Below are 19607 nucleotides of genomic sequence, written 5' to 3'. Positions count from 1 at the left end.
TCATGTCGAGACTGAAGCCGCGCGAACGCGACGCTATTGTTCAGGCGCTACGCGCGGGGGTTGTTCCCAAATTGGGACTTCGGCACATCCAGGTCGGACGAGCGCGTGAGATCGAAGAACTCGTCAAGGACATGGACCGGATCGCCGATGGCGGTTCAGCCATTCGTTTCATCATCGGCGAGTATGGCTCCGGCAAGACCTTCTTCATGAACCTGATCCGGCTTGTGGCGCTCGAAAAGGGACTGGTCGTCATGTTTGCCGACCTTGCCCCGGATCGACGCATCCACGCGACCGGCGGGCAAGCACGGGGCCTCTACGCGGAGATGGCGCGAAATCTTGCCACCCGGACCAAGCCAGATGGTGGTGCATTGTCGAATGTGGTCGAACGCTTTGTCAGCCAGGCCCAGCACGATGCCGAGGCGCAAGAACAATCGACAGATGACATCATTCGCCAGCGCCTTGCCCATTTCGAGGAACTGACCGGAGGTTTCGACTTCGCGCAGGTGATCCGCCGGTATTGGGAGGGGCACGAAACCGGCGATGAAGAGCTGAAATCGGCAGCGATCCGATGGCTGCGCGGCGAATTTGCTACGAAAACCGATGCTCGCAAGGCTCTGGGTGTTCGCACAATCGTCAATGACGCCAGCGTCTACGATCACCTCAAACTGATGTCGGCATTTGTTTGTGAAGCGGGCTACAAGGGCCTGCTCGTTGGCCTTGACGAGATGGTCAACCTTTACAAGCTGACTTCATCGCAAGCCCGCAATGCCAACTATGAGCAAATCCTGCGCATCCTGAACGACGTTCTGCAAGGAAGCGCGGAGAACCTTGGGTTCCTCATGGGAGGAACGCCGGAATTCCTCATGAATACGAGGCGCGGCCTCTACAGCTATGAGGCCCTCCAATCTCGCCTCGCAGAGAACACCTTTGCGCGTGAGGGACTGGTCGATCTCTCCGGGCCGGTCATTCGACTAGCCAGCCTTACGCCCGAAGATTTGTTCGTGCTTCTGGCCAACATTCGCGCCGTTATGCAGGGCGATGAAGCAATCCTGCCAGACAACGCCTTGGAAGCGTTTATGGCACACTGTTCGGACAGGATCGGGGAGGCCTATTTCAGAACCCCCCGGAACACGGTCACGGCATTCGTGAATCTTCTGGCGGTGCTCGAACAAAACCCCGGCGTCGAATGGTCGGACCTCATCGAAGAACTCGACGTGGCGGAGGATTCTGGTGACGACATGAGCGACGTGGATGAGAGCGTTGGCGCTGTTCCCGAGAGCGACGAGCTAGCCAGCTTCCGACTGTGAGCGCGGCATTCGACAAGCTGGCTCGACCAATCCAGAAATGGACACGTCAGCAAGGCTGGAAGGAATTGCGCGATATTCAGGCGCGCGCAACTCACGTGCTTATGGACGGCAATCGTGACCTGATTGTCGCGGCCAGCACCGCCGGAGGTAAGACTGAAGCCGCATTTCTCCCACTACTGTCCCAGGTGCTCGATGAACCCTGTGAGGACTCCGGATTTGATGTTCTGTATGTCGCACCGCTGAAGGCGCTTATCACCGATCAGGCGCGGCGACTTGAAGAAATTTGTCGCGATACAGACTTGCCTATCACGCCGTGGCATGGCGACGTTTCGTCATCGGTGAAGGCTAAGGCTACCAAGCGACCGAGGGGCGTGTTGCTAATCACCCCGGAGTCTCTTGAAGCGCTATTCATTCGACGCGGATTGGAGATTCCGAGGCTGTTTGGCGCAACGCGCGCAGTCATTCTCGATGAATTGCATTCGGTCCTCGACAGTGAGCGCGGCATCCAGATGCGTTCGCTTCTCACGCGCCTCGAAATTGCTCTAAAGAGACCTATTCGCCGGGTTGGTTTGTCGGCCACACTCGGAGATATGGAGCTGGCGAAGGCTTATCTTCGTCCTGACAGCCCAAGTGAAGTCGAACAGGTCATTGCCGAGGGCGGATCAGCCGAATTGCAGCTCCAGCTCCATGGCTACGTTGCTGGCGACAAGGACGATGAAGGCCCTTCGGCGACGGATGCCATTGCGCAGCATCTATTCGAAAATCTGAGAGGCAGCGACAATCTTGTCTTTGGCGGTGCGCGTCAGGCAGTTGAAATCTACTCAGATCGGTTACGCGCACTTTGCGAAAAGGAACACCTGCCGCAGGAGTTTTACCCACACCACGCCAGCCTATCGCGCGAGCATCGAGACTTCGTCGAACGTCGCCTGAAAGATGGTACTGCGCCGACAACTGCCATCTGCACTTCCACGCTGGAACTGGGAATTGATATTGGCGATGTGACCTGTGTCGGCCAGATTGGCGCACCGTTCAGCGTAGCATCGCTCAGGCAAAGGCTTGGCCGATCAGGGCGGCGACCGGGCAAGCCAGCCATCCTTCGACAATACGCAGTCGAGGCGAAGCTTACGCCGACGAGCAATTTCTCGGACCGTCTTCGCCTTGGGATGGTGCGGGCCATAGCGATGATCGAATTGCTTTTGGAAGGCTGGTGTGAACCGCCGCAACGCGAGGCCCTTCACCTTTCGACCCTCGTTCACCAAATCCTCTCAGTGATCGCCGAGCGAGGCGGAATACGTGCGCAGCAACTCTACGGGATTCTCTGCCAGATCGGACCATTCCGCCAGGTCGATACCCAGTTGTTCCTGGATGTTTTGCGAGCACTCGGGCAACCTGAGGTCGCGCTCATTGAGCAAGCCAGCGATGGCCTTCTGTTGCTTGGTGCCAATGGCGAAAAGTTGGTCGAGCACTATAGCTTCTACGCCGTATTTCAGACACCCGAGGAATACCGGCTGATTTCCGGCGGTAAGGAGCTTGGGACACTTCCCATCGACAACATGATCGCGCCGGGAATGCTTCTCATTTTTTCGGGCAGGCGCTGGCTGGTGCAGGAAGTTCTCGCCCGGGATCGTGTCATCCTGGTTGCACCGGCGAAAGCCGGAGTGCCGCCCATCTTTGGGGGCGACCCTGGCAACATCCATGACCGGGTGATCCAGCGTATGTTCGATGTTCTGGAGGGACAAAAGCGCCCGATCTACCTTGATGCGACTGCGCTGGAGCTACTCGACGAGGCACGCAGCAATTACGGCCAACTACTATTTGACCCCGGAACGATTGCCCAGCTCAGCGACAACGCTGCTGTCATAGCGACGAAAACGGGTTCCGTTCGGACAACGACCTTGGCACTCGCCCTTCGGGCGAGCGGCTTTACCGTGCAGACACACGACGGGTTTCTCGAAGTGTTCGGTAAGGACGAGAGTCCGGAGTTGATCGACGCACTTTCTGCTCTCGCAGATGGCAAAGAGGTGGACCTATTTGCGCATTCGCCGAACTTGTTGTTCGAGAAATTCCATCCGCATCTGACAGAGGAATTGCTGCAGAAAGATGCTTTGTCCGCTCATCTAGATGCTAGCGGATTGGCAGAGTTGACCCACGCAATTTTAGGACGCGATTAGCGTGCCAATTGCCGTTCGGACCGCGCTGCTATCCATCATTCGATTGCTCCGCCTCGAACGCCCGCTTTCCCTTGCGCCGGAATAGCAGCAGCGCCTGCGCGCCGTCAGGCCCGCGCAGCTTAGCGGCGACGGTGAGGAAAGCGCCGTAGAGCGCGGCGCGGTCATCGTCGGTAAGGTCGACCAGATCGGCCTTGGCGACCAGGCCGCCAAGCTCGATCAGTTGCCGAGTCCGCTCACGACGTTTGACCTGCCACTCGCGCATGTCGGTTCTTGCCTTCGCCGCTTCAAGCCGGTGCCGCGCCGCCATCGAGCGGGAGAGTGCCTTCCGGCTGCTGGCGAGGTCCGCTCGAAGTGTCGCGTGACTTGCCCTGAAAGAATGCCGCGCCGCGCTTGCGCCAGCCCTCCCCGATTGCCTTGTCGGAGTTGGCAGCAGCATCAAGCAGTGCGCCTGCAAGGGTTTCGGCATCGAGCGTGTCGGCTCCGGTTGCCATGACCAGCGCGCCGAGGTCGCGCACGCGGCGTTCCTTCAATTGCTTGGCCTTGTCGGCAAGTGCCTTCAGTTCCGAATCAAAATCTCGGGGTTTGCGCATGGGTTGTCTCCATCGTTGGTGTGATGGAGCCATGATAATCTTGCCTGTAATCCAATGCAGTAAGGTCGCCGGGACAGTGTGAAACCGCCTAGTCCCGATCAGGATTTTATCATGAGAGGGCGCGCTTATACGTCGTGCCGACGTGGCGTTTGGAGTGTAACTGGATTGCCGACATGGCAATCTTTCACTTCAGCGCAAAGGTTATCGGAAGGTCGAGCGGACGCAGTGCCGTTGCGGCTGCGGCCTATCGCGCTGGCGAACGGTTGCACGATGAGCGCATCGACAGAACCCATGATTTCACCAACAAGGCAGGCGTTCTTCATTCCGAAGTGATGCTGCCTAAAGGCGCGCCAGAGGCCTTCACGGATCGCGCCAACTTGTGGAACGCGGTCGAAGCTGCCGAGAAGCGCAAGGATGCCCAGCTATCCCGCGAAGTCGAGTTCGCGCTGCCACGCGAGTTGTCGAAGAAGGACAACATCAAGCTGGCGCGCGAGTTCGTGAAAGCCGAGTTCGTCGAGAAAGGCATGATCGCCGATCTCAATGTCCATTGGGATATCGGCGAAGACGGCAAGGCCAAGCCGCACGCGCATGTCATGCTAACGATGCGCGAGGTCACGAAAGACGGCTTTGGCGCAAAGGTTCGCGACTGGAACAAGACCGCGCTGATCGAACAATGGCGCGAGCGCTGGGCCGATCATGTGAACCGTGCGCTGGCGGAACGCGACATCGACGCGCGGATCGATCATCGCAGCCTGGAGGCGCAGGGCATTGCGCTGGAGCCGCAGGACAAGATCGGCCCCGCAGCCTCGCGCATTGGCGGGCGAGGACTGGAAGCCGAGCGGATCGAGGAACACTGTGCGATTGCCCGGCGCAACGGCGAGCGCATCATCACCAATCCGGCGCTGGCACTGGATGCCATTACGCACCAGCAGGCGACCTTCACCAAGCGCGATCTTGCGGCCTTCGTTCACCGGCATAGCGACGGCAAAGAGCAGTTCGATGCTGTTTACAATGCCGTGCGTGCGTCGCCCGAACTGATTGCGCTGGGCAAGGATGGACGCGGCCAGGACCGCTTCACTTCGCGCGCCATGATCGAGAGCGAACAGCGCCTGCATCGTGCTGTTGATATGATGGCCGCGCGCACGAAAAACAGCGTCAGTGATGTCCAACGAAACGCCGCATTCGCCAGCGCCGCGAAACGTGGTCTGGTTCTCTCCGGCGAGCAGAAATCCGCCTTCGAGCACGTCACCAACAGCAAGGGTCTTGCGGTTGTCGTTGGCTACGCCGGGACCGGCAAGAGCGCCATGCTGGGCGTTGCACGCGAAGCGTGGGAAAGCGCAGGCCTAACCGTGCGAGGCGCAGCCCTGTCCGGCATTGCCGCCGAGGGGCTGGAGAATGGCTCCGGCATCGCATCGCGCACTATCGCCAGCCTTGAGCATCAGTGGGAAAAGGGACGCGAGCAGCTCACGTCCCGCGACGTGCTCGTGATCGACGAAGCGGGCATGGTCGGCACACGCCAGATGGAGCGCGTGCTCTCCCATGCCGCCAAAGCCGGGGCAAAAGTTGTCCTGGTCGGCGACCAGCAGCAGCTTCAGGCTATCGAAGCAGGCGCGGCGTTCCGGGCGATCCACGAACGCCACGGCGGTGTCGAGATCAGCGAGGTCCGCCGCCAGCTTTCCGCGTGGCAGCAGGACGCGACCCGGCACCTCGCAACGGGTCGCACGGGCGAGGCAATCCGCAGCTACGAGGAACGCGGCATGGTCCATGCCGCCGACACCCGCGAAGCTGCGCGCACGGCCCTGATCGAGCGGTGGAATCGGGAACGCCAGAACAGCCCAGACGAAAGCCGTATCATCCTCACCCACACCAATAACGAGGTGCGCGAGCTGAACCAGATGGCGCGCGAAAGGATGCGTGCAGTGGGCGCGCTGGGGGCCGATGCTACGATCAAGGCGGCACGCGGCGACCGGCAAGTTGCTTCGGGCGACCGCATCATTTTCCTGCGCAACGAGCGCGGGCTTGGCGTCAAAAACGGAACGCTGGGCACGGTCGAGAACGCAAGCGGCCAAAGCATGAGCGTGCGCACCGATGATGGCCGCGAAGTTATCTTTGACACTAAGGATTATGCCCATATCGATCATGGCTACGCCGCCACGATCCATAAGGCGCAGGGCATGACTGTGGATCGCGCCCACGTGCTCGCCACACCGGGTATGGACAGCCATTCCGCCTATGTCGCCATGTCACGGCATCGCGACGGGTTGGCCCTTCACTATGGCCGCGATGACTTTGCCGACCAGTCGAAACTTGTCCGCACGCTGAGCCGCGAGCGCGGGAAGGACATGGCGGGAGACTACAAGCCCGAGCAGGCCTTCGCCGAACTGCGTGGCATCAGCTTCCGCGAGCGGGTTATAGAGATGGTGCGGCAGGTGCCCGAACGGGCCAAGTCCATCTTCGGAAACTTCCGTCCGCAAGCCCGACAGCTTGAGCCGCTTCCGGCAAAGGCGAACACGCACAACGACCAGCGCCGCGCGGTCGAACGCTACGCCCGTGCGCTTGGCGATATCGGAACGATGCAGGCCCAGGGCTTGCCCGTGCTCCCGCACCAGAAGGATGCGCTGGATAAGGCAGGACAGGCGCTTGAAGCGATCCGGCCCCATGCCGCTGTCGATCTCGCCAAGGCGCTGGATCGGCGGCCTGAGCTGATTGCAGAGGCCGCAGGTGGGCGCAGCCAGGAAGCCATGCGCGCCATGAGCCAAGAGGCCGCTGTGCGCACCGATCCGGCGCTGCGATCCGAGCGTTTCGTCAGCGACTGGCAGGGTTTGAGCACGACACGCAAGCAGCTTGAGCAGCAAGGTGACCGCGCAGGTGCAGCCCGCGTGTCGGCTAAGCAGAACGAGTTGGCAAAAACGCTTGAACGCGATCCGCACGTCGAAGGCCTGCTGCGCGGCAAGGCGCGCGAACTCGGCATCGATCCCAAGCCCGAACGCAGCATCGCCAACGAACTCACCGCAACCCTCACCCGCGAGCGCACCCGCGCTTTCGACATGGGCATCTAGGAGAAACGACATGAAAGACTACCACATCGAAGACGTGCAACTGGACCTCGAAGTCGAGGAACCAAGCGCCCCGCACCAAGAACAAAAACCGGAACCGGATGCAGCGGAAGAATCCGACGCGGCAACGGAAGCCTTCGCCCGCCTCGAAGGCGAAATGGCGATGGTGCGCCATACCGTCCAGAACATGGCCAGGGAGCGAGCCGACATCGTCATCCCGGACTACACGGCTACGCTAGGCCAGATGGCAGGTCAGTTGGATCAGATATCCGGCAGTCTGACAGCCATGGGCAACAAGCCCGCCATCGAGCTGACGCCGGAAGACATCGCGGTTCAGATTAAGCGCGCCTCGCTCGACATGCTGCGCGACAGCAGCGACCTGTTCCGGCAGGGTCGCAAAGATCTGGACATCGCAACTGGTCGGCTCGCTGCAATTGTCGGGCGTGTCCGCACCGAGGCCGAGCAGAAGCGTCAGACCTGGCGCTTTGCAGGCGTCGGGCTGGTTGCCGGTATCCTGCTTTGGTCGATCCTTCCCGGCACCATCGCCCGCGCCATGCCCGAAAGCTGGCACTGGCCTGAACGGATGGCGCGTAAGGCTGTTGGTGAGCCGACCATCGTGGAGGCGGGCATTCGGTTGATCCGGTCACAGAATCCCGAGGCGTGGGAAGAATTGGCTGCGGTGCAGAGCATCCTCAGCGCAAACCGCGAAGCCTTGGATCGTTGCCGTGAGCGGGCCCGGAAGGCGGAACGCGCGGTCAGATGTTCAATCGATGTTTTCACAAAACATCCGTAAGTCTAGCCTTAGCACATACATGCTCAGTCTGATGGCTAGCGATCCGATAGGGTAATTCGACTCAATTCGCGCAAATATCTCTATAATGCGCTTGTAGTCGTGGCCTGCCGTAGCCATCTATAACTCAGCTACCAGTCGCAATCGACGGTCACCGCTTCCATGACCGGAAGCCCTTTCCTTCAGTTCCGCCTCCTAGTCGCTCCGCAGTCAATCTCGACGTGCGGGTTTTGTGGGAATAGGAATATGACGTATAACACTAGCGTTGCCTGTGCCGAACCGCCCGCCAGTTCAAACAAATGTCCGGGGCGCGCAGTACCGCAACTATTCTTTGTAAATGCAAACGCATATTCGAGCGCGGCGAGCGTTCGAAAGCACGTTGGCATGCTCATGCGGCGCGAGGTGTCGCTTTGAACGCTCGGCGTAGCGACGGACCCAGCTATTTGGCGGGGCTCTTTCCAGTCATATTCCTCGGCGCAATATTCTGGTGGTTCTCGCAGTGAAAACTCGGCGAGTGCTTTCCAAGACGGAAAAAAGGAAACTGCAATGGAAGCACAAGAAACCGAGCTTGAGCGCAGGGTGCTTGCACACGCCCGTATTCTGCAAGCACTAATCCGGCATCTTGCGGAGGACTCTCCGGAAGTCCTTTCGCGCCTCAAGAAAGCGTTTGGTCCGTGCCATACACTCGGAGAGTACGAGCATAACTACAGTTCCACTGAGCAGTATGGCGAAATGTTTGTCCGCGCTATCGAGCAGGACATTGCGAGGGCGCAAACACGCTGACTGGGTAATACCAGTCGGGATGCGTAAGGAACCAGGTCATCGCTGACGACAATGATCATCCGGGGAGTTTTCCGCGAGAGATTGCCGACCGGGTGACAGGGCCTTTCGCCCGTTTTCTGAAGATCGAGGCGGCCGCAGGCGGACTGCTGCTCTGCGTTACCATCATCGCCCTCGCTCTCGCTAATTCGCCGTGGTCAACGCAGTACCTGGATCTTTGGGAAACACCGATTGGTCTCCGATGGGGTCAACTTGATGTCACCCGCTCCTTGCTTCACTGGATCAATGATGGGTTGATGACCCTATTCTTCTTTGTCATCGCCCTAGAGCTCAAGCGAGAACTGGTTCTGGGCGAGCTCCGCAATCCGCGGGCCGCTGCATTGCCATTTTTCGCAGCGCTAGGCGGGATGCTGGTGCCCGTCGTGATTTACATAAGCATATTGGATGGGCAGCCGGGAGTTACCGGATGGGGAACCGTCATGGCAACCGACACAGCATTTGTGATCGGAGCGCTGGCGCTATTTGGGAAGGCCATTCCGGCCAGCCTTCGAATTTTCCTGGTATCCCTGGCGGTCTTCGACGATGTCGGGGCGATCATGGTGGTTGCCATCGCCTATGGCGACACAGTTGATCTTGGCGCGCTGGCTCTTGCTGTTGGCTGCCTGAGCATCGTCTATTTCATGGCCAGGATCGGCATCAGGAGCATTCCGATGTTCTTCATTGTCGGTTTCGCCGTATGGCTGAGCTTCGACGCTTCTGGTCTCCATGCCACAATTGCCGGTGTTATTCTCGGATTGATGACGCCTGCCCGCGCGTGGGTGGGGGACGAGCGCATGAGGACGCTTCTCGGCAAGGCAACGGATCACCCGAGGGGCGAGCATTGGAGCGGGAACACAACGGAACGTAGCGACCTACAGACAGCGGGACGAGCGATCGAAGAAGCGCTTTCACCGCTGGAACGGCTCGAAATCATGCTTCTCCCCTGGGTAGGGTTTGCGATCATGCCCGTTTTCGCCTTGGCCAATGCGGGGGTCGAATTTTCAGGCATCACCCTGAACGAGCCGGTATTGTTGGCGATTTTCGCTGGACTAGTCATAGGCAAGCCGTTCGGTGTCTTGCTCTTCTGCTGGATAGCAGTCCGCCTCCGGTTGGCGAAATTTGGCGCCGGTCTCGATTGGGGCTTTTTGGCAGCCGGTGCGATGCTGACTGGGATAGGGTTTACTATGTCAATCTTCATTGCGGATTTGGCATTTGTCCCCACGCTGATCCCGGCTGCCAAGGCCGGAATATTCGCTGCTTCTGCGGCAGCTGCAATAGCGGGGCTACTGATGCTGCTGCGGCGTGTCGTACGTAAGCCAGCCACGATCTAGTTCACTTGCGACAATCATCGTCCTGACGGATTCTTTGGCCAAGCCGCAGAAAACTTCCTACCTTCCTGCGTCGCCAGGCAAGTCTCAGCAAAAATTCCCGCCTCGTCCTTGTAAACAGCGACTCCGATCTCCATTTAATGTTTAGCTACCAGTCGCAATCGACGGTCACCGCTTTCACAATCGGAAGCCCTTTCCTTCAGTTCCGCCTCTTAGTCGCAGCCGGGTCAATTCTGGCGCGCTGCACACTCGTTCGAAGGAATGACAAATGACACATTATGGCAAGATCAAGAGCTACGACAGCAGCTCGGGCACCGGCTCAATCACCCCTGAAAAGGGCGGCGACGCGCTCCGCTTCAAGAAGGCAGACCTGCAGCAGCAGGGCCAGGTGCCGAAGGTCGATGAGCGTTTCAGCTACGACACGAGTGAGGTCGATGGCGGTAAGAAGAGCGCCGTAAACCTGCAGCACCAGCAGGGCGACGGCCAGAGCCAGAAGGAACAGGCGCGCGCCCAGCAGGGCTGACGCCGACAGCGGAGCCGGGGATCAACACCCCGGCTTTCGCTCAATCCCTCCCGTAAGGATTCTTTGCCATGCCGATGAATCAGTTTCTTTTCGATCACCAGCTTGCGGCAATGAGAGCCGACCGTTCGGGCTCGGCTGAAGAACGCAAGGAAGCCTTCGAGGCGATGGCAGGTCGTGCGAAACGGATCGCAGAGTGGCGAAAGGCGAATGGCCTTTCAAACCTGGGTTGGCCTCGTGACGTGCACCCCGACAGCCACAAGGATGGATGACATGAGCATCGTGCAAACCGTCGCAACTCCCGACCAGCCTGGAACCGGTGAATGGGAAAGTGAAGGCGGTTCCCTTGAACCGCAATCTCCTCCATCGCTACCCGAAGGGATCATCGCTGTGACCTCGGTCCACTATCGTGTTGGACCATACTCATACTCAAGGCTTGAAGACGCCCTGGCGGAGCATGGCCGCCAATCAGCCACGTGAGCCGTTCGCAACAGCAACGTGCGATCAATCACGAGCGGCGCTGCCGATAATGAGAGAACCTCCACAGAAACCGTTCTTCGGGCCTGAGACGCCCAAGCTCGATCCACCGGAGAGGCCGAACATCAAGCCCTGGCGTTCTATTGCCAAGGCAGTTTCCTGGCGCGTCGTTGGCACAATCGACACGCTCATCCTGTCCTATCTTCTCATTACATATCTTGGGCCGATGTTTGGCGCGCCAGTCGCTCAGGCCGATGCCCTCGAAACGGCGAGCTATATTGCGATCACCGAGGTTGCGACGAAGTTCATCCTCTATTTTCTGCATGAACGCGCGTGGTCGCTCACCGGCTGGGGCATAGTCTTTCGCAAATCCAGACATCGCGAGACGATGCGCCGAACTACCATCAAGACTGGCCTTTGGCGTCTAATTGCATCTCTCGACACTTTTGTCCTTGCATGGTTCTTCACCGGAAGCGTGGCGACAGCAGCGTCGATTGGTGGCCTGGAAGTCTTCACCAAGCTGGTGCTTTACTTTTTTCACGAACGGATCTGGGTGCGGCTGCCATTCGGTCTCGAACATCGTCGCGAAAAAGCGCAGGCAAGAGCCTAGGCGATATTTTCTGCCACAGGCCGCAGAGCATCCCGGATTGCCCCAGCAAGTGCCGGAAAAGCCCGCACATTGTGTGGGGTCAATCGTAGGAACGCTTTCTACAACTCTGCCATAATCTGTTTGAAAACAACGCACTGAGGCAGTTGACTGGCGCACCCGACAGGATTCGAACCTGTGGCCTCTGCCTTCGGAGGGCAGCGCTCTATCCAGCTGAGCTACGGGTGCTTACCGATCGGCCATCTGGCCGTGCTGGGCGGATGGCCGCTTAGCAGCCGGACAGGCGGCGCGCCAGAACTTTCGCGCATCGCTTTCGGTCCTGAAACGATACGACCAACCGGTTTCGATTGAGATTACCCTGATGGCCCGCTACCCCTGAAGCCTGAGGATATGGGGTTGCTCAACATGTTTCGAATTATGGGGCTCGCAGGGACGGCCAGCCTTGTCGCATTGTCGGTTCCCGCGCATGCTCAGCAAGGGGACGAGCCTGCTCTGCCTGCCGTCGCGGCAGAGCCGATGGCGCAGCAGGCGGGCGATCCGCTGTTGTCGCTGGCCGATCGCGCCGGTCATCGGGGCGAATTCCGCGCTGCCGTGGCAGGGGCCGTCGCACGCAATGCGCGGGTGCGCGGGGCTGATGCGATGGTAGATGCCGCCGATGCGGTGCGGGACGAGGCGTGGATGGGCTATGTCCCCGACGTGCAGGTCGGGCTGCAGGCCCGCCGCCAGATCGCGCGCAAGTTTTCCGGCCAAATCGGCACGCAATACGAACAGACCCTCTCACGAGATCGTACCGATGCGAGCTTCTCCGTCCGGCAGACCTTTTTCGATTTCGGGGCGACCACGTTCCGCATCTATGCCGCGGGCAATCGCCTGCGCGCCGCTGCCGCGAACCTCGATTCCACGCGTGACCAGGTGGCTCTGGCCGTCATCGGGGCGTGGTACGACGTCTTTGCCTATCGCACGCTGCTGGCGCTTTCAGATGATTTCATCGCCGAGCAGTCGGGTTTCCTAACCGATCTTGAAACGCGCATTGCGCAGGGCGTCGCGGCAGAGGGCGACATTGCACGGGTGCGAAGTTCGCTCGCGCTCGCCCGCAGCAACCGGGCGCGTTACGCGCGGCAGGCCGCAACGGCAGAGGCGATGTATGAAGAGATGACCGGCCTTCCCGCGCCTGCCGGCCTGCAGCGCGCGCCCGAACCGGCAGCGCCGGCGGTCACGGCGGAGATGGCCGCCTATCTCGCCCGCCGCAGCCCTGCCGTGCAATCCGCAGAGGCGCAGGCCCGCGCCGCGCGCCGCGACGCGCAGGCGGCCAAGAGCGACCGCTACCCCACTTTCGACGGCGGGATCGAGGGCGGCCGCTATGGCATTGCCGAGGATCGCTATCACGGCGATTACGACATCCGCGCCACCTTCAACATCCGGCAAAGCTTTTTCACCGGCACGATCCCCCGCGCCCGTCAAGCGAGCGCGCAGGCCCGCGCCGCCGCCGCGCAGGCCGAGGCCATTTCGGACGAGGCCGCGCGCAAGGCCGCCGTCGCCTGGGCCGATCTGGAGGGGCTGGACGCAGAGCTTGCCGCCCTTTCGGAAAATTACATCGCCAGCCGGCAGACCCGCGACGTGCTGGCCGAACGCTTCCGCGCCTCGCGCGGGGACCTGTTCGACGTGATGCGCGCTCAGGACACCTTTTTCTCCATCGCCGCCCGCTATGTCGAGGTGCTGAGCGAGCGCGACGCCGCGCGCTATGCGCTGCTGGCGCGCACCGGGCGGCTGTCCGACGCGCTCGGCCTTGAACAGGCGTTGCCCGCCATGGCGGATGACGGCGATGCATCCGACGGAAACTGGTCCCCCGATTTATGAGTGATACGACGAACGACCTCGACATCCGCGGCCGCGAACCGCGGCTTGCGCCCTGGCTGGCGCAGCCGATGCGCGCCAATCGACCGATCTATCTGCGCGTGGCGCTGGCGGCGCTGTTCATCAACCTGTTCGCGCTGACGACCAGCCTGTTCACCATGACGGTCTATGACCGGGTGCTGCCGAATAATGCGACCGAATCGCTGATCGCGCTGTCGATCGGCATGGGTTTCGTCATCATCTTCGACATCGTGCTGAAACTGCTGCGCGGCTATTTTACCGATTTCGCGGGGGCGCGGGTGGATCGGTCCATCGGTTCCAGCGTGTTTGGCCGCCTGCTTTCGCTGCGGCTGGAAAACCGCAAGGGATCGACCGGCGCGCTGACCGGATTGATGCGAGAGCTTGAGACGCTGCGCGATTTCTTTGCCAGCGCGACCATCGCCTCCATCGTCGATGTGCCGTTTGCGCTGATCACGCTGGCGCTGATCTTCGTGATCGGCGGGCCGGTCGTGCTGGTGCCCATATGCATCATCCCGCTGGTCATATTGTCAGGCTGGCTGCTGCAGCCAGTGCTCGACCGGCTGTCGGCCAAGGCCATGAAGGACGGGCTTGGTAAGCAGAGCGTGCTGGTGGAAACGATCGGCGGGCTGGAAACGGTAAAGGCCAGCGGTGCCGCACCCATGCTGGAACGGCGCTGGGACGCGGCGCTTCAGGATCATGCGTCGGTCTCGATGCGGCAGCGGCTGGTGTCGAACCTTGCCGTCACTTTGGCGCAGGCAGGCCAGATGATGAGCTATATCGGTGTGGTCATCGTCGGTGTCTCGCGCATCGAGACGGGCGATCTGTCGATGGGCGGGCTGCTCGCCTGCTCCATCCTTGCAGGCCGCGCGGTCGCGCCGCTGACACAACTGACGCAGCTTTTATCGCGCATGGCCGCCACGCGGACCGCCTATGCCCAGATCGACCGCATGATGCAGGCTGAGAGCGAGGACAATGACGAGCGCCGCCTCGACCCCGGCGCGATGCGGGGTGAGCTGGAACTGCGCGACGTGTCCTTCACCTATCCCGGCGGGGCCAAGGCGCTGGACGGCGTATCCTTCCGCATCGAACCGGGTGAAAAGGTCGCGATCATCGGGCGCGTCGGATCGGGCAAGTCGACCATCGCGCGCCTGCTCCTTGGCCTCTATGCCGCGGAAGAGGGCGCGGTGCTGGTCGACGGGACCGAGGTGCGCCAGTTCGAACCGCATGCCTTGCGCGCCCGGATCGGTTCCGCGATGCAGGAAACCGTGCTGTTTTCGGGGACGGTGCGCGACAATATCACGCTGTCGCGCCCCGGCATCGACGACGATGAAATGCTGCGCGCCGCGCGGCTGTCGGGCACGCATGAATTCATGGCCGCGATCCCCAATGGCTATGAACGCCTGCTCGCCGACAGGGGCGAAGGGCTGTCGGGCGGGCAGCGCCAGTCGATCGCCATGGCCCGCGCCCTGGCCGGATCGCCGCCGGTGCTGCTGCTGGATGAACCGACATCTGCCATGGACACGCAGGGCGAGGCGCAATTGCTCGACCGGCTGGAGGCGGAGATCGCGGACAAGACCATGGTCGTCATCACCCATCGCACCCCGTTTCTGCGGCTGGTCGACCGCGTGATCGTCGTCGACCGTGGCAAGATCATTGCCGATGGCAAGCGCGACGCGGTGATCGCGCGGCTGCGCGGACCGGCGGCGGCGCAGGACGGCAATATCACCACGGCCGCGCTGCAGGCGGGAGGGAAGTCATGACCGCTCTTCTGGAAGATCGCATGGCCGAACTGCCCCCGGCCAAGGCTGCGAACTGGCTGCTTTATGCCGTGTGCGGCTTTGTCGCCGTGTTTCTGCTGTGGGCCGCGTTCGCGCAGCTTGACGTGGCCGTGCGCGGGCAAGGGCGCGTGGTGCCGTCATCGCAATTGCAGGTGGTGTCGAACCTTGAAGGCGGGATCATCGAAAAGATCCTCGTCCAGCCCGGCGAAGTGGTGAAGGAAGGCGATGCGCTCGTCGCGCTCGACCCGACGGAGACCGGCAGCACCCTGTCCGCCGCGCAGGCCAGCACGGCAGCGCTCGATGCCAAGATCGCCCGGCTTGAGGCCGAGGTTCAGGGCCGCGCGCCCAATTTCCCGACCGAGGGGTCGGACGCGCTGATGGAGCAGGTCGCCATCGAACGCTCGCTCTACGCCAGCCGCCAGTCGGATTTGTCGAGCCTTACCAATGCCGCCCGCGCCCGCGTATCGCAGGCCGAACGCAGCGTGGCCGAGGCGCAGGCCGCTGAGAGCGCCCGCCGCGAAAACGCCCGCGCCGCGCAAGACGAATTGAACCTGATCCGCCCGCTGGTCGAAAAGGGTATCGAGCCGCGCCTGTCATTGATCCAGGCCGAAAGCCGCGCCGCCGTGGCGCAGTCTGACCTGTCTGCTGCCAGCGCCGGGGTGACCCGCGCACAGGCTGCGGTGTCCGAAGCCCGCGCCAGCCTCTCGCAACAGGTGCAGGACTGGCGTTCACGCGCAGCGGCGGAACTGGCCAATGCCCGCGGTGAGCTTGCCGCCAAGCGCCAGCAGCAGCCCGCGCTTCAGGGCAGGCTGGATCGCACGACCTTGCGCGCTCCGCTTTCGGGCCGGGTCAATCGCGTGCTGAAATCCACCGTCGGCGGGTCTGTCGCTCCGGGGGAGCCCATTGTCGAGATCGTGCCGTCCGACGAGGTATTGCTGGTCGAGGCGAAGATCCGGACCAAGGATATCGGCTGGATCGCGCTGGGCCAGAAGGCGAAGGTCAACATCACCGCCTATGACCCCACCGTCTATGGCGGGCTGGACGGCGAAGTCGTGACGATCAGCCCCGATGCCCAGATCGACGAGCGCACGGGCGAATCCTTCTATGATGTCGAGGTCCGCACCAGCGCCGAGGCGATCACCGAGGACAATGGCACGCAGCTGCGCATTGGGCCCGGCATGACGGCGGAAGTCGCTTTGATCGGGGAAAAGCGGTCGGTATTGAGCTACATCCTGCGGCCATTCACCCGGCTGAAACAGCGGGCCTTTACCGAATAGACCGCCAAGCCGAGGCGCAAAACAAAAGGGCCGCCGGATCGCTCCGGCGGCCCTTCGTTTTTAAGGCTGCAGTCCCTCAGCCGAGATAGACATCGGCGGCAACGAGCTGCTCGCCATTGTCGAAAGTGATGGTCAGGTCGACATTGCCGTCACCATCGAAGTCGGCCTCAAGGAAGCCTTCGCCAAGGTTCAGCGTGGTGTCCGCCGTCGCCAGCGCCGACAGGTCGATCAGGTCGTCGCCCGAAACGAAATCGGTGATCGTGTCATTGCCGCCGTCCTGGAAGATGAACACGTCAGCGCCGCCATTGCCGGTCAGCACGTTGTCGAGTTCGTTGGCGACGATGAGGTCGCGATATTCGGTGCCGATGGCATTCTCGATCTCGGTGCCATAGGCGATCGAGATATTCTCGTACTGCGTGGCGTAAACGCCTGCGTGGCCCCAGTCGTAATAGATGTCGACCATGTTGCGCTGCATATAGCTGCCCATCACGGCATCGATGGTCGCCTGCGGAATGGGATCGTAGAAATCGACGAAGCCATAGGCTTCCTCGACCGCGTCATTGAGCGACTGCAGCGCCTCTGCCGTGTCGGCGGTGGTGATGTTGCCCTGCCCCGCCGAGGAGAATTCCCCGTCATTGAGGTTGATCACCGAGCCAGCCTCGAAGCCCGAGAAGTCGAGCGTATCGATACCGCCAGCATCATAGATCGACAGATAGGGGTGTTCGTTGACTGAGAAGTCGAACACGTCCTTGCCCGCGGTTGCGTTGAAGCCATAGGTCGTGTCGTCGGTGCGGGTGGTCGGATCGGCGCCGTATTTCTCCTGTGCGACATAGATGTCGTGCATCAGCGGCGTCTGCGGGTTGTTGAAGAAGAACGTGCCCCAGTTAACGATGCGGGCGCCGGTCTGCGCCGCATCCCAGTACGACATGATCGTGTACTGCTCGGAATCCTGCGCATATTCGGCGTAATTTTCATAGCTGAGCGGCAGGTCGGGATCGTAATTGTAGTTACCCGGATGCGACAGGCCGAGCGAATGGCCCAGCTCATGCACGATGGTCGTCGCGCCATAGCCGCCAAGGCTGAGATCGCCGTTCGAATAATTGCCGCGAAACAGCACGCTGCCGTCATCGGCGTAATAGGTCTTGGGGTCCGCCACGAAAACGTCGCCCAGGTATTTATAGCCACCCTGCTCGCTCGGGTAATAGGCGTAGGCCTGCGCCGGGTCCCAGCTATTGGCGAACTGGATGTCGGCGCCAAGGCCGTTCTTCTCGACGAAAGTCACGTCGAGCAGATCGTCCCACAGGTCGATCGAGGCGCGCGCCGCCTCCATCTGCTCAGCAGAAAAGGCCGAGACGCCGTAACCCGCCGAAAAGCCGTAGTTCGGGTTGTTGTAGATACCGATGAGGTCGTGATCTTCCTTGAGGAAAGTGTAGGTGATCACGCCATTGGCAGTCACCTTCTGCGCACGACCGGTGTCGATCTGGTCGACCACGCCATCAAGGTCGTAGATCGGCTTGCCGCGATAGGTGAGACCCAGACCGGCATAATTGTCGAGGTTGAAATCAAGCGGGTCATCCTCACCCGCAGCATCGCTGACGGCGTCACCGATGCCGATCTGTGCCGCGATTTCCGCGCCATGATCGTGACCCAGCGGATCGCCGTATATTTCCATTGTCTTCTTAGCCAAGATATCCTCCACGCGTGCGTCCCGAGCCATACGCAAGGCGTGGGAAGGCTTTCGCCCTCTCCCTCGTGTGCGGCCCTGATGGGAAGGGAGACTACAGGTCAGGTGGCTACGCGCAAGTGCCTGTATGGACTAACAAAATATTTAATGCTGACACTGGTGTTAACCACCTTTCGCGATCAGCCAACGCCTTCAAAAGGTTACGAAAGTTACGAATTCGAACTATTCCGCGAGCGAAAGCCTGTCCCATTGCGAGACACTCCCGATTGGCGCGGGGGTGGGTTTAAGAGGAAATAAACGGTTTCGCTGGCATCCAGATTCGCATGAACGCCATGCCCGACTTCTCGCACGACTTCGCCTATGACGAAGCAGCCCATGCACCCGTTGCCACGGATGGCGGCGAGCAGCAAATTGGCGACATGCTCGCCCCGCGCTGGGCCGCAATGCACAAGGCTGCGGGCGCGCTGGCCGCGCTTACAGGCGCCAGCGTTCCGGGCACCGAGCGCCATGCCGCACTCTATCCCACCACCATGCCGGCCTCTGGCCACAAGGCGATGGAGGAGACTTTGGGCGACCTGTGCGCGATGCTGGAAAACGGGCTCTTCGCCGTGCTGCAGGCCCGCGAACATGGCGCCGACGGCAAGATCGCGGCACGCGCCCTGCTCAAGCGGTTCGAGCGTGAGCGCGACCGGTTGGTCGGCCGCATCCACTGATACCCACAGGCTGAGCCTGTGAAGTGGGCGGGCGCTTGCCCGTTCTCTTTCTGTTCACTACCATCGAGGCATGGCTGATTCGTCCCTTGCCCCGCTCGCGCCCGTGTCTCCGGCATCTCCTGTCGCCAGCGATGTCGCGCGCGGGATCTGCCGGCTGTTCGCGCGCAACGACATCTGGTGCATTCCCGAAATGCCGCTGCCCGGCGGGCGCCGAGCCGATCTGATGGGGATCGATGCCAAGGGGCAGATCGTCATCGTCGAGATCAAGGTCGCGAAGGCGGATCTGCTAGGCGATGCCAAATGGCCCGACTACCTCGAATTCTGCGACCGGTTCTTCTGGGGCCTCTCGCCCGAACTTGATCGCGCCTGCATGGAGACGGAGGGTTTCATGCCCGATCGCTGCGGGCTGATCGTGGCCGATGGCTATGACGCGGAAATCCTGCGCCCCGCGCCTTTGCAGAAACTCGCCCCCGCCCGGCGCAAGGCGCAGGTCGAACGGCTTGCCCGCGCCGCCATGCGTCGCCGCCAGGTGGAAATCGACAGCGCCTGTTCGCAATGGGGCGCAGGCGAATTCGCCTGATGCGCTGAGCTGACGCGCCGAAGCGCCCCGAATCC

Annotated in this window: 17 protein-coding genes and 1 tRNA gene; 14 read left to right on the top strand and 4 right to left on the bottom strand. The window is 61.3% G+C overall.

What is annotated here, in order from left to right; translation table 11 throughout:
- Positions 1–2: 2 nt before the first annotated feature.
- Both A9D13_RS11440 and A9D13_RS11435 read left to right on the top strand, forming a co-directional pair.
- Complete coding sequence (locus A9D13_RS11440) at positions 3–1307, top strand: ATP-binding protein (protein ID WP_066773598.1); 1305 nt, start codon at positions 3–5, stop codon at positions 1305–1307.
- Entirely contained in the window at positions 1304–3478 is a 2175-nt protein-coding gene (locus tag A9D13_RS11435) for a DEAD/DEAH box helicase (protein ID WP_066773596.1), read from the top strand. The genes A9D13_RS11440 and A9D13_RS11435 overlap by 4 nt, the downstream gene beginning before the upstream one ends.
- A 28-nt stretch (positions 3479–3506) precedes the next feature.
- Here A9D13_RS11435 and A9D13_RS11430 read toward each other — a convergent pair whose 3' ends face one another.
- Both A9D13_RS11430 and A9D13_RS11425 read right to left on the bottom strand, forming a co-directional pair.
- Positions 3507–3740, bottom strand: a complete 234-nt coding sequence (locus tag A9D13_RS11430) for a conjugal transfer protein TraD (RefSeq protein WP_066774085.1) — start codon at positions 3738–3740, stop codon at positions 3507–3509.
- 22 nt (positions 3741–3762) lie between these two features.
- On the bottom strand, positions 3763–4068 hold the full coding sequence (locus A9D13_RS11425; protein WP_066773594.1) for a conjugal transfer protein TraD: 306 nt from the start codon (positions 4066–4068) through the stop codon (positions 3763–3765).
- A 173-nt stretch (positions 4069–4241) separates the two neighbouring features.
- Between A9D13_RS11425 and traA the strand changes: the two genes are divergently transcribed.
- From traA to A9D13_RS21115, 7 genes are all read left to right on the top strand, one after another.
- Positions 4242–7127, top strand: a complete 2886-nt coding sequence (gene traA, locus A9D13_RS11420; protein WP_066773592.1) for a Ti-type conjugative transfer relaxase TraA — start codon at positions 4242–4244, stop codon at positions 7125–7127.
- A gap of 10 nt (positions 7128–7137) precedes the next feature.
- On the top strand, positions 7138–7917 hold the full coding sequence (locus A9D13_RS11415; protein ID WP_066773590.1) for a DUF6118 family protein: 780 nt from the start codon (positions 7138–7140) through the stop codon (positions 7915–7917).
- Between the two features lie 543 nt (positions 7918–8460).
- Complete coding sequence (locus A9D13_RS11410) at positions 8461–8697, top strand: hypothetical protein (protein WP_066773588.1); 237 nt, start codon at positions 8461–8463, stop codon at positions 8695–8697.
- Between the two features lie 92 nt (positions 8698–8789).
- Positions 8790–10064 carry a Na+/H+ antiporter NhaA gene (gene nhaA / locus A9D13_RS11405; RefSeq protein WP_216635499.1) on the top strand — a complete coding sequence of 425 codons (1275 nt, stop codon included), beginning with the start codon at positions 8790–8792 and terminating at the stop codon, positions 10062–10064.
- A 265-nt stretch (positions 10065–10329) separates the two neighbouring features.
- Positions 10330–10584 carry a hypothetical protein gene (locus A9D13_RS11400; RefSeq protein WP_066773584.1) on the top strand — a complete coding sequence of 85 codons (255 nt, stop codon included), beginning with the start codon at positions 10330–10332 and terminating at the stop codon, positions 10582–10584.
- A 68-nt stretch (positions 10585–10652) separates the two neighbouring features.
- Positions 10653–10853 (top strand): hypothetical protein, encoded by a 201-nt coding sequence (locus A9D13_RS11395; protein ID WP_066773581.1) that lies wholly within the window; start codon positions 10653–10655, stop codon positions 10851–10853.
- 185 nt (positions 10854–11038) lie between these two features.
- Positions 11039–11668 carry a DUF2061 domain-containing protein gene (locus A9D13_RS21115; protein ID WP_082922300.1) on the top strand — a complete coding sequence of 210 codons (630 nt, stop codon included), beginning with the start codon at positions 11039–11041 and terminating at the stop codon, positions 11666–11668.
- A gap of 148 nt (positions 11669–11816) precedes the next feature.
- Here A9D13_RS21115 and A9D13_RS11385 read toward each other — a convergent pair.
- A tRNA-Arg gene (locus A9D13_RS11385) sits at positions 11817–11893 on the bottom strand.
- A 177-nt stretch (positions 11894–12070) separates the two neighbouring features.
- Between A9D13_RS11385 and A9D13_RS11380 the strand changes: the two genes are divergently transcribed.
- The 3 genes from A9D13_RS11380 to A9D13_RS11370 are packed head-to-tail and all read left to right on the top strand — an operon-like array spanning position 12071 to position 16595.
- Positions 12071–13522 carry a TolC family protein gene (locus A9D13_RS11380; protein ID WP_172808152.1) on the top strand — a complete coding sequence of 484 codons (1452 nt, stop codon included), beginning with the start codon at positions 12071–12073 and terminating at the stop codon, positions 13520–13522.
- A complete protein-coding gene (locus A9D13_RS11375) occupies positions 13519–15300 on the top strand; it encodes a type I secretion system permease/ATPase (RefSeq protein WP_066773578.1) in 1782 nt (593 codons plus the stop codon). The genes A9D13_RS11380 and A9D13_RS11375 overlap by 4 nt, the downstream gene beginning before the upstream one ends.
- Positions 15297–16595, top strand: coding sequence for an HlyD family type I secretion periplasmic adaptor subunit (locus tag A9D13_RS11370; RefSeq protein ID WP_066773576.1), 1299 nt, complete (start codon positions 15297–15299; stop codon positions 16593–16595). Before A9D13_RS11375 ends, A9D13_RS11370 begins: the two co-directional genes overlap by 4 nt.
- Positions 16596–16671: 76 nt before the next feature.
- Here the strand turns inward: A9D13_RS11370 and A9D13_RS11365 are convergent, their stop codons facing one another.
- Positions 16672–18282 (bottom strand): M10 family metallopeptidase, encoded by a 1611-nt coding sequence (locus A9D13_RS11365; RefSeq protein ID WP_172808151.1) that lies wholly within the window; start codon positions 18280–18282, stop codon positions 16672–16674.
- 320 nt (positions 18283–18602) lie between these two features.
- Here A9D13_RS11365 and A9D13_RS11360 point away from each other — a divergent pair, with 320 nt between their 5' ends.
- Positions 18603–18992, top strand: coding sequence for a hypothetical protein (locus A9D13_RS11360; protein WP_066773574.1), 390 nt, complete (start codon positions 18603–18605; stop codon positions 18990–18992).
- Positions 18993–19062: 70 nt separating this feature from the next.
- Complete coding sequence (locus A9D13_RS11355; protein ID WP_066773573.1) at positions 19063–19572, top strand: MmcB family DNA repair protein; 510 nt, start codon at positions 19063–19065, stop codon at positions 19570–19572.
- The last annotated feature ends 35 nt before the right edge of the window (positions 19573–19607 follow it).

The organism is Croceicoccus mobilis, assembly GCF_001661965.1.
In the GTDB taxonomy this organism is placed as follows: Bacteria; Pseudomonadota; Alphaproteobacteria; order Sphingomonadales; family Sphingomonadaceae; genus Croceicoccus; species Croceicoccus mobilis.
Note: the sequence above shows the minus strand (reverse complement) of the source record. Positions and strands in the feature narration are given on the sequence as shown.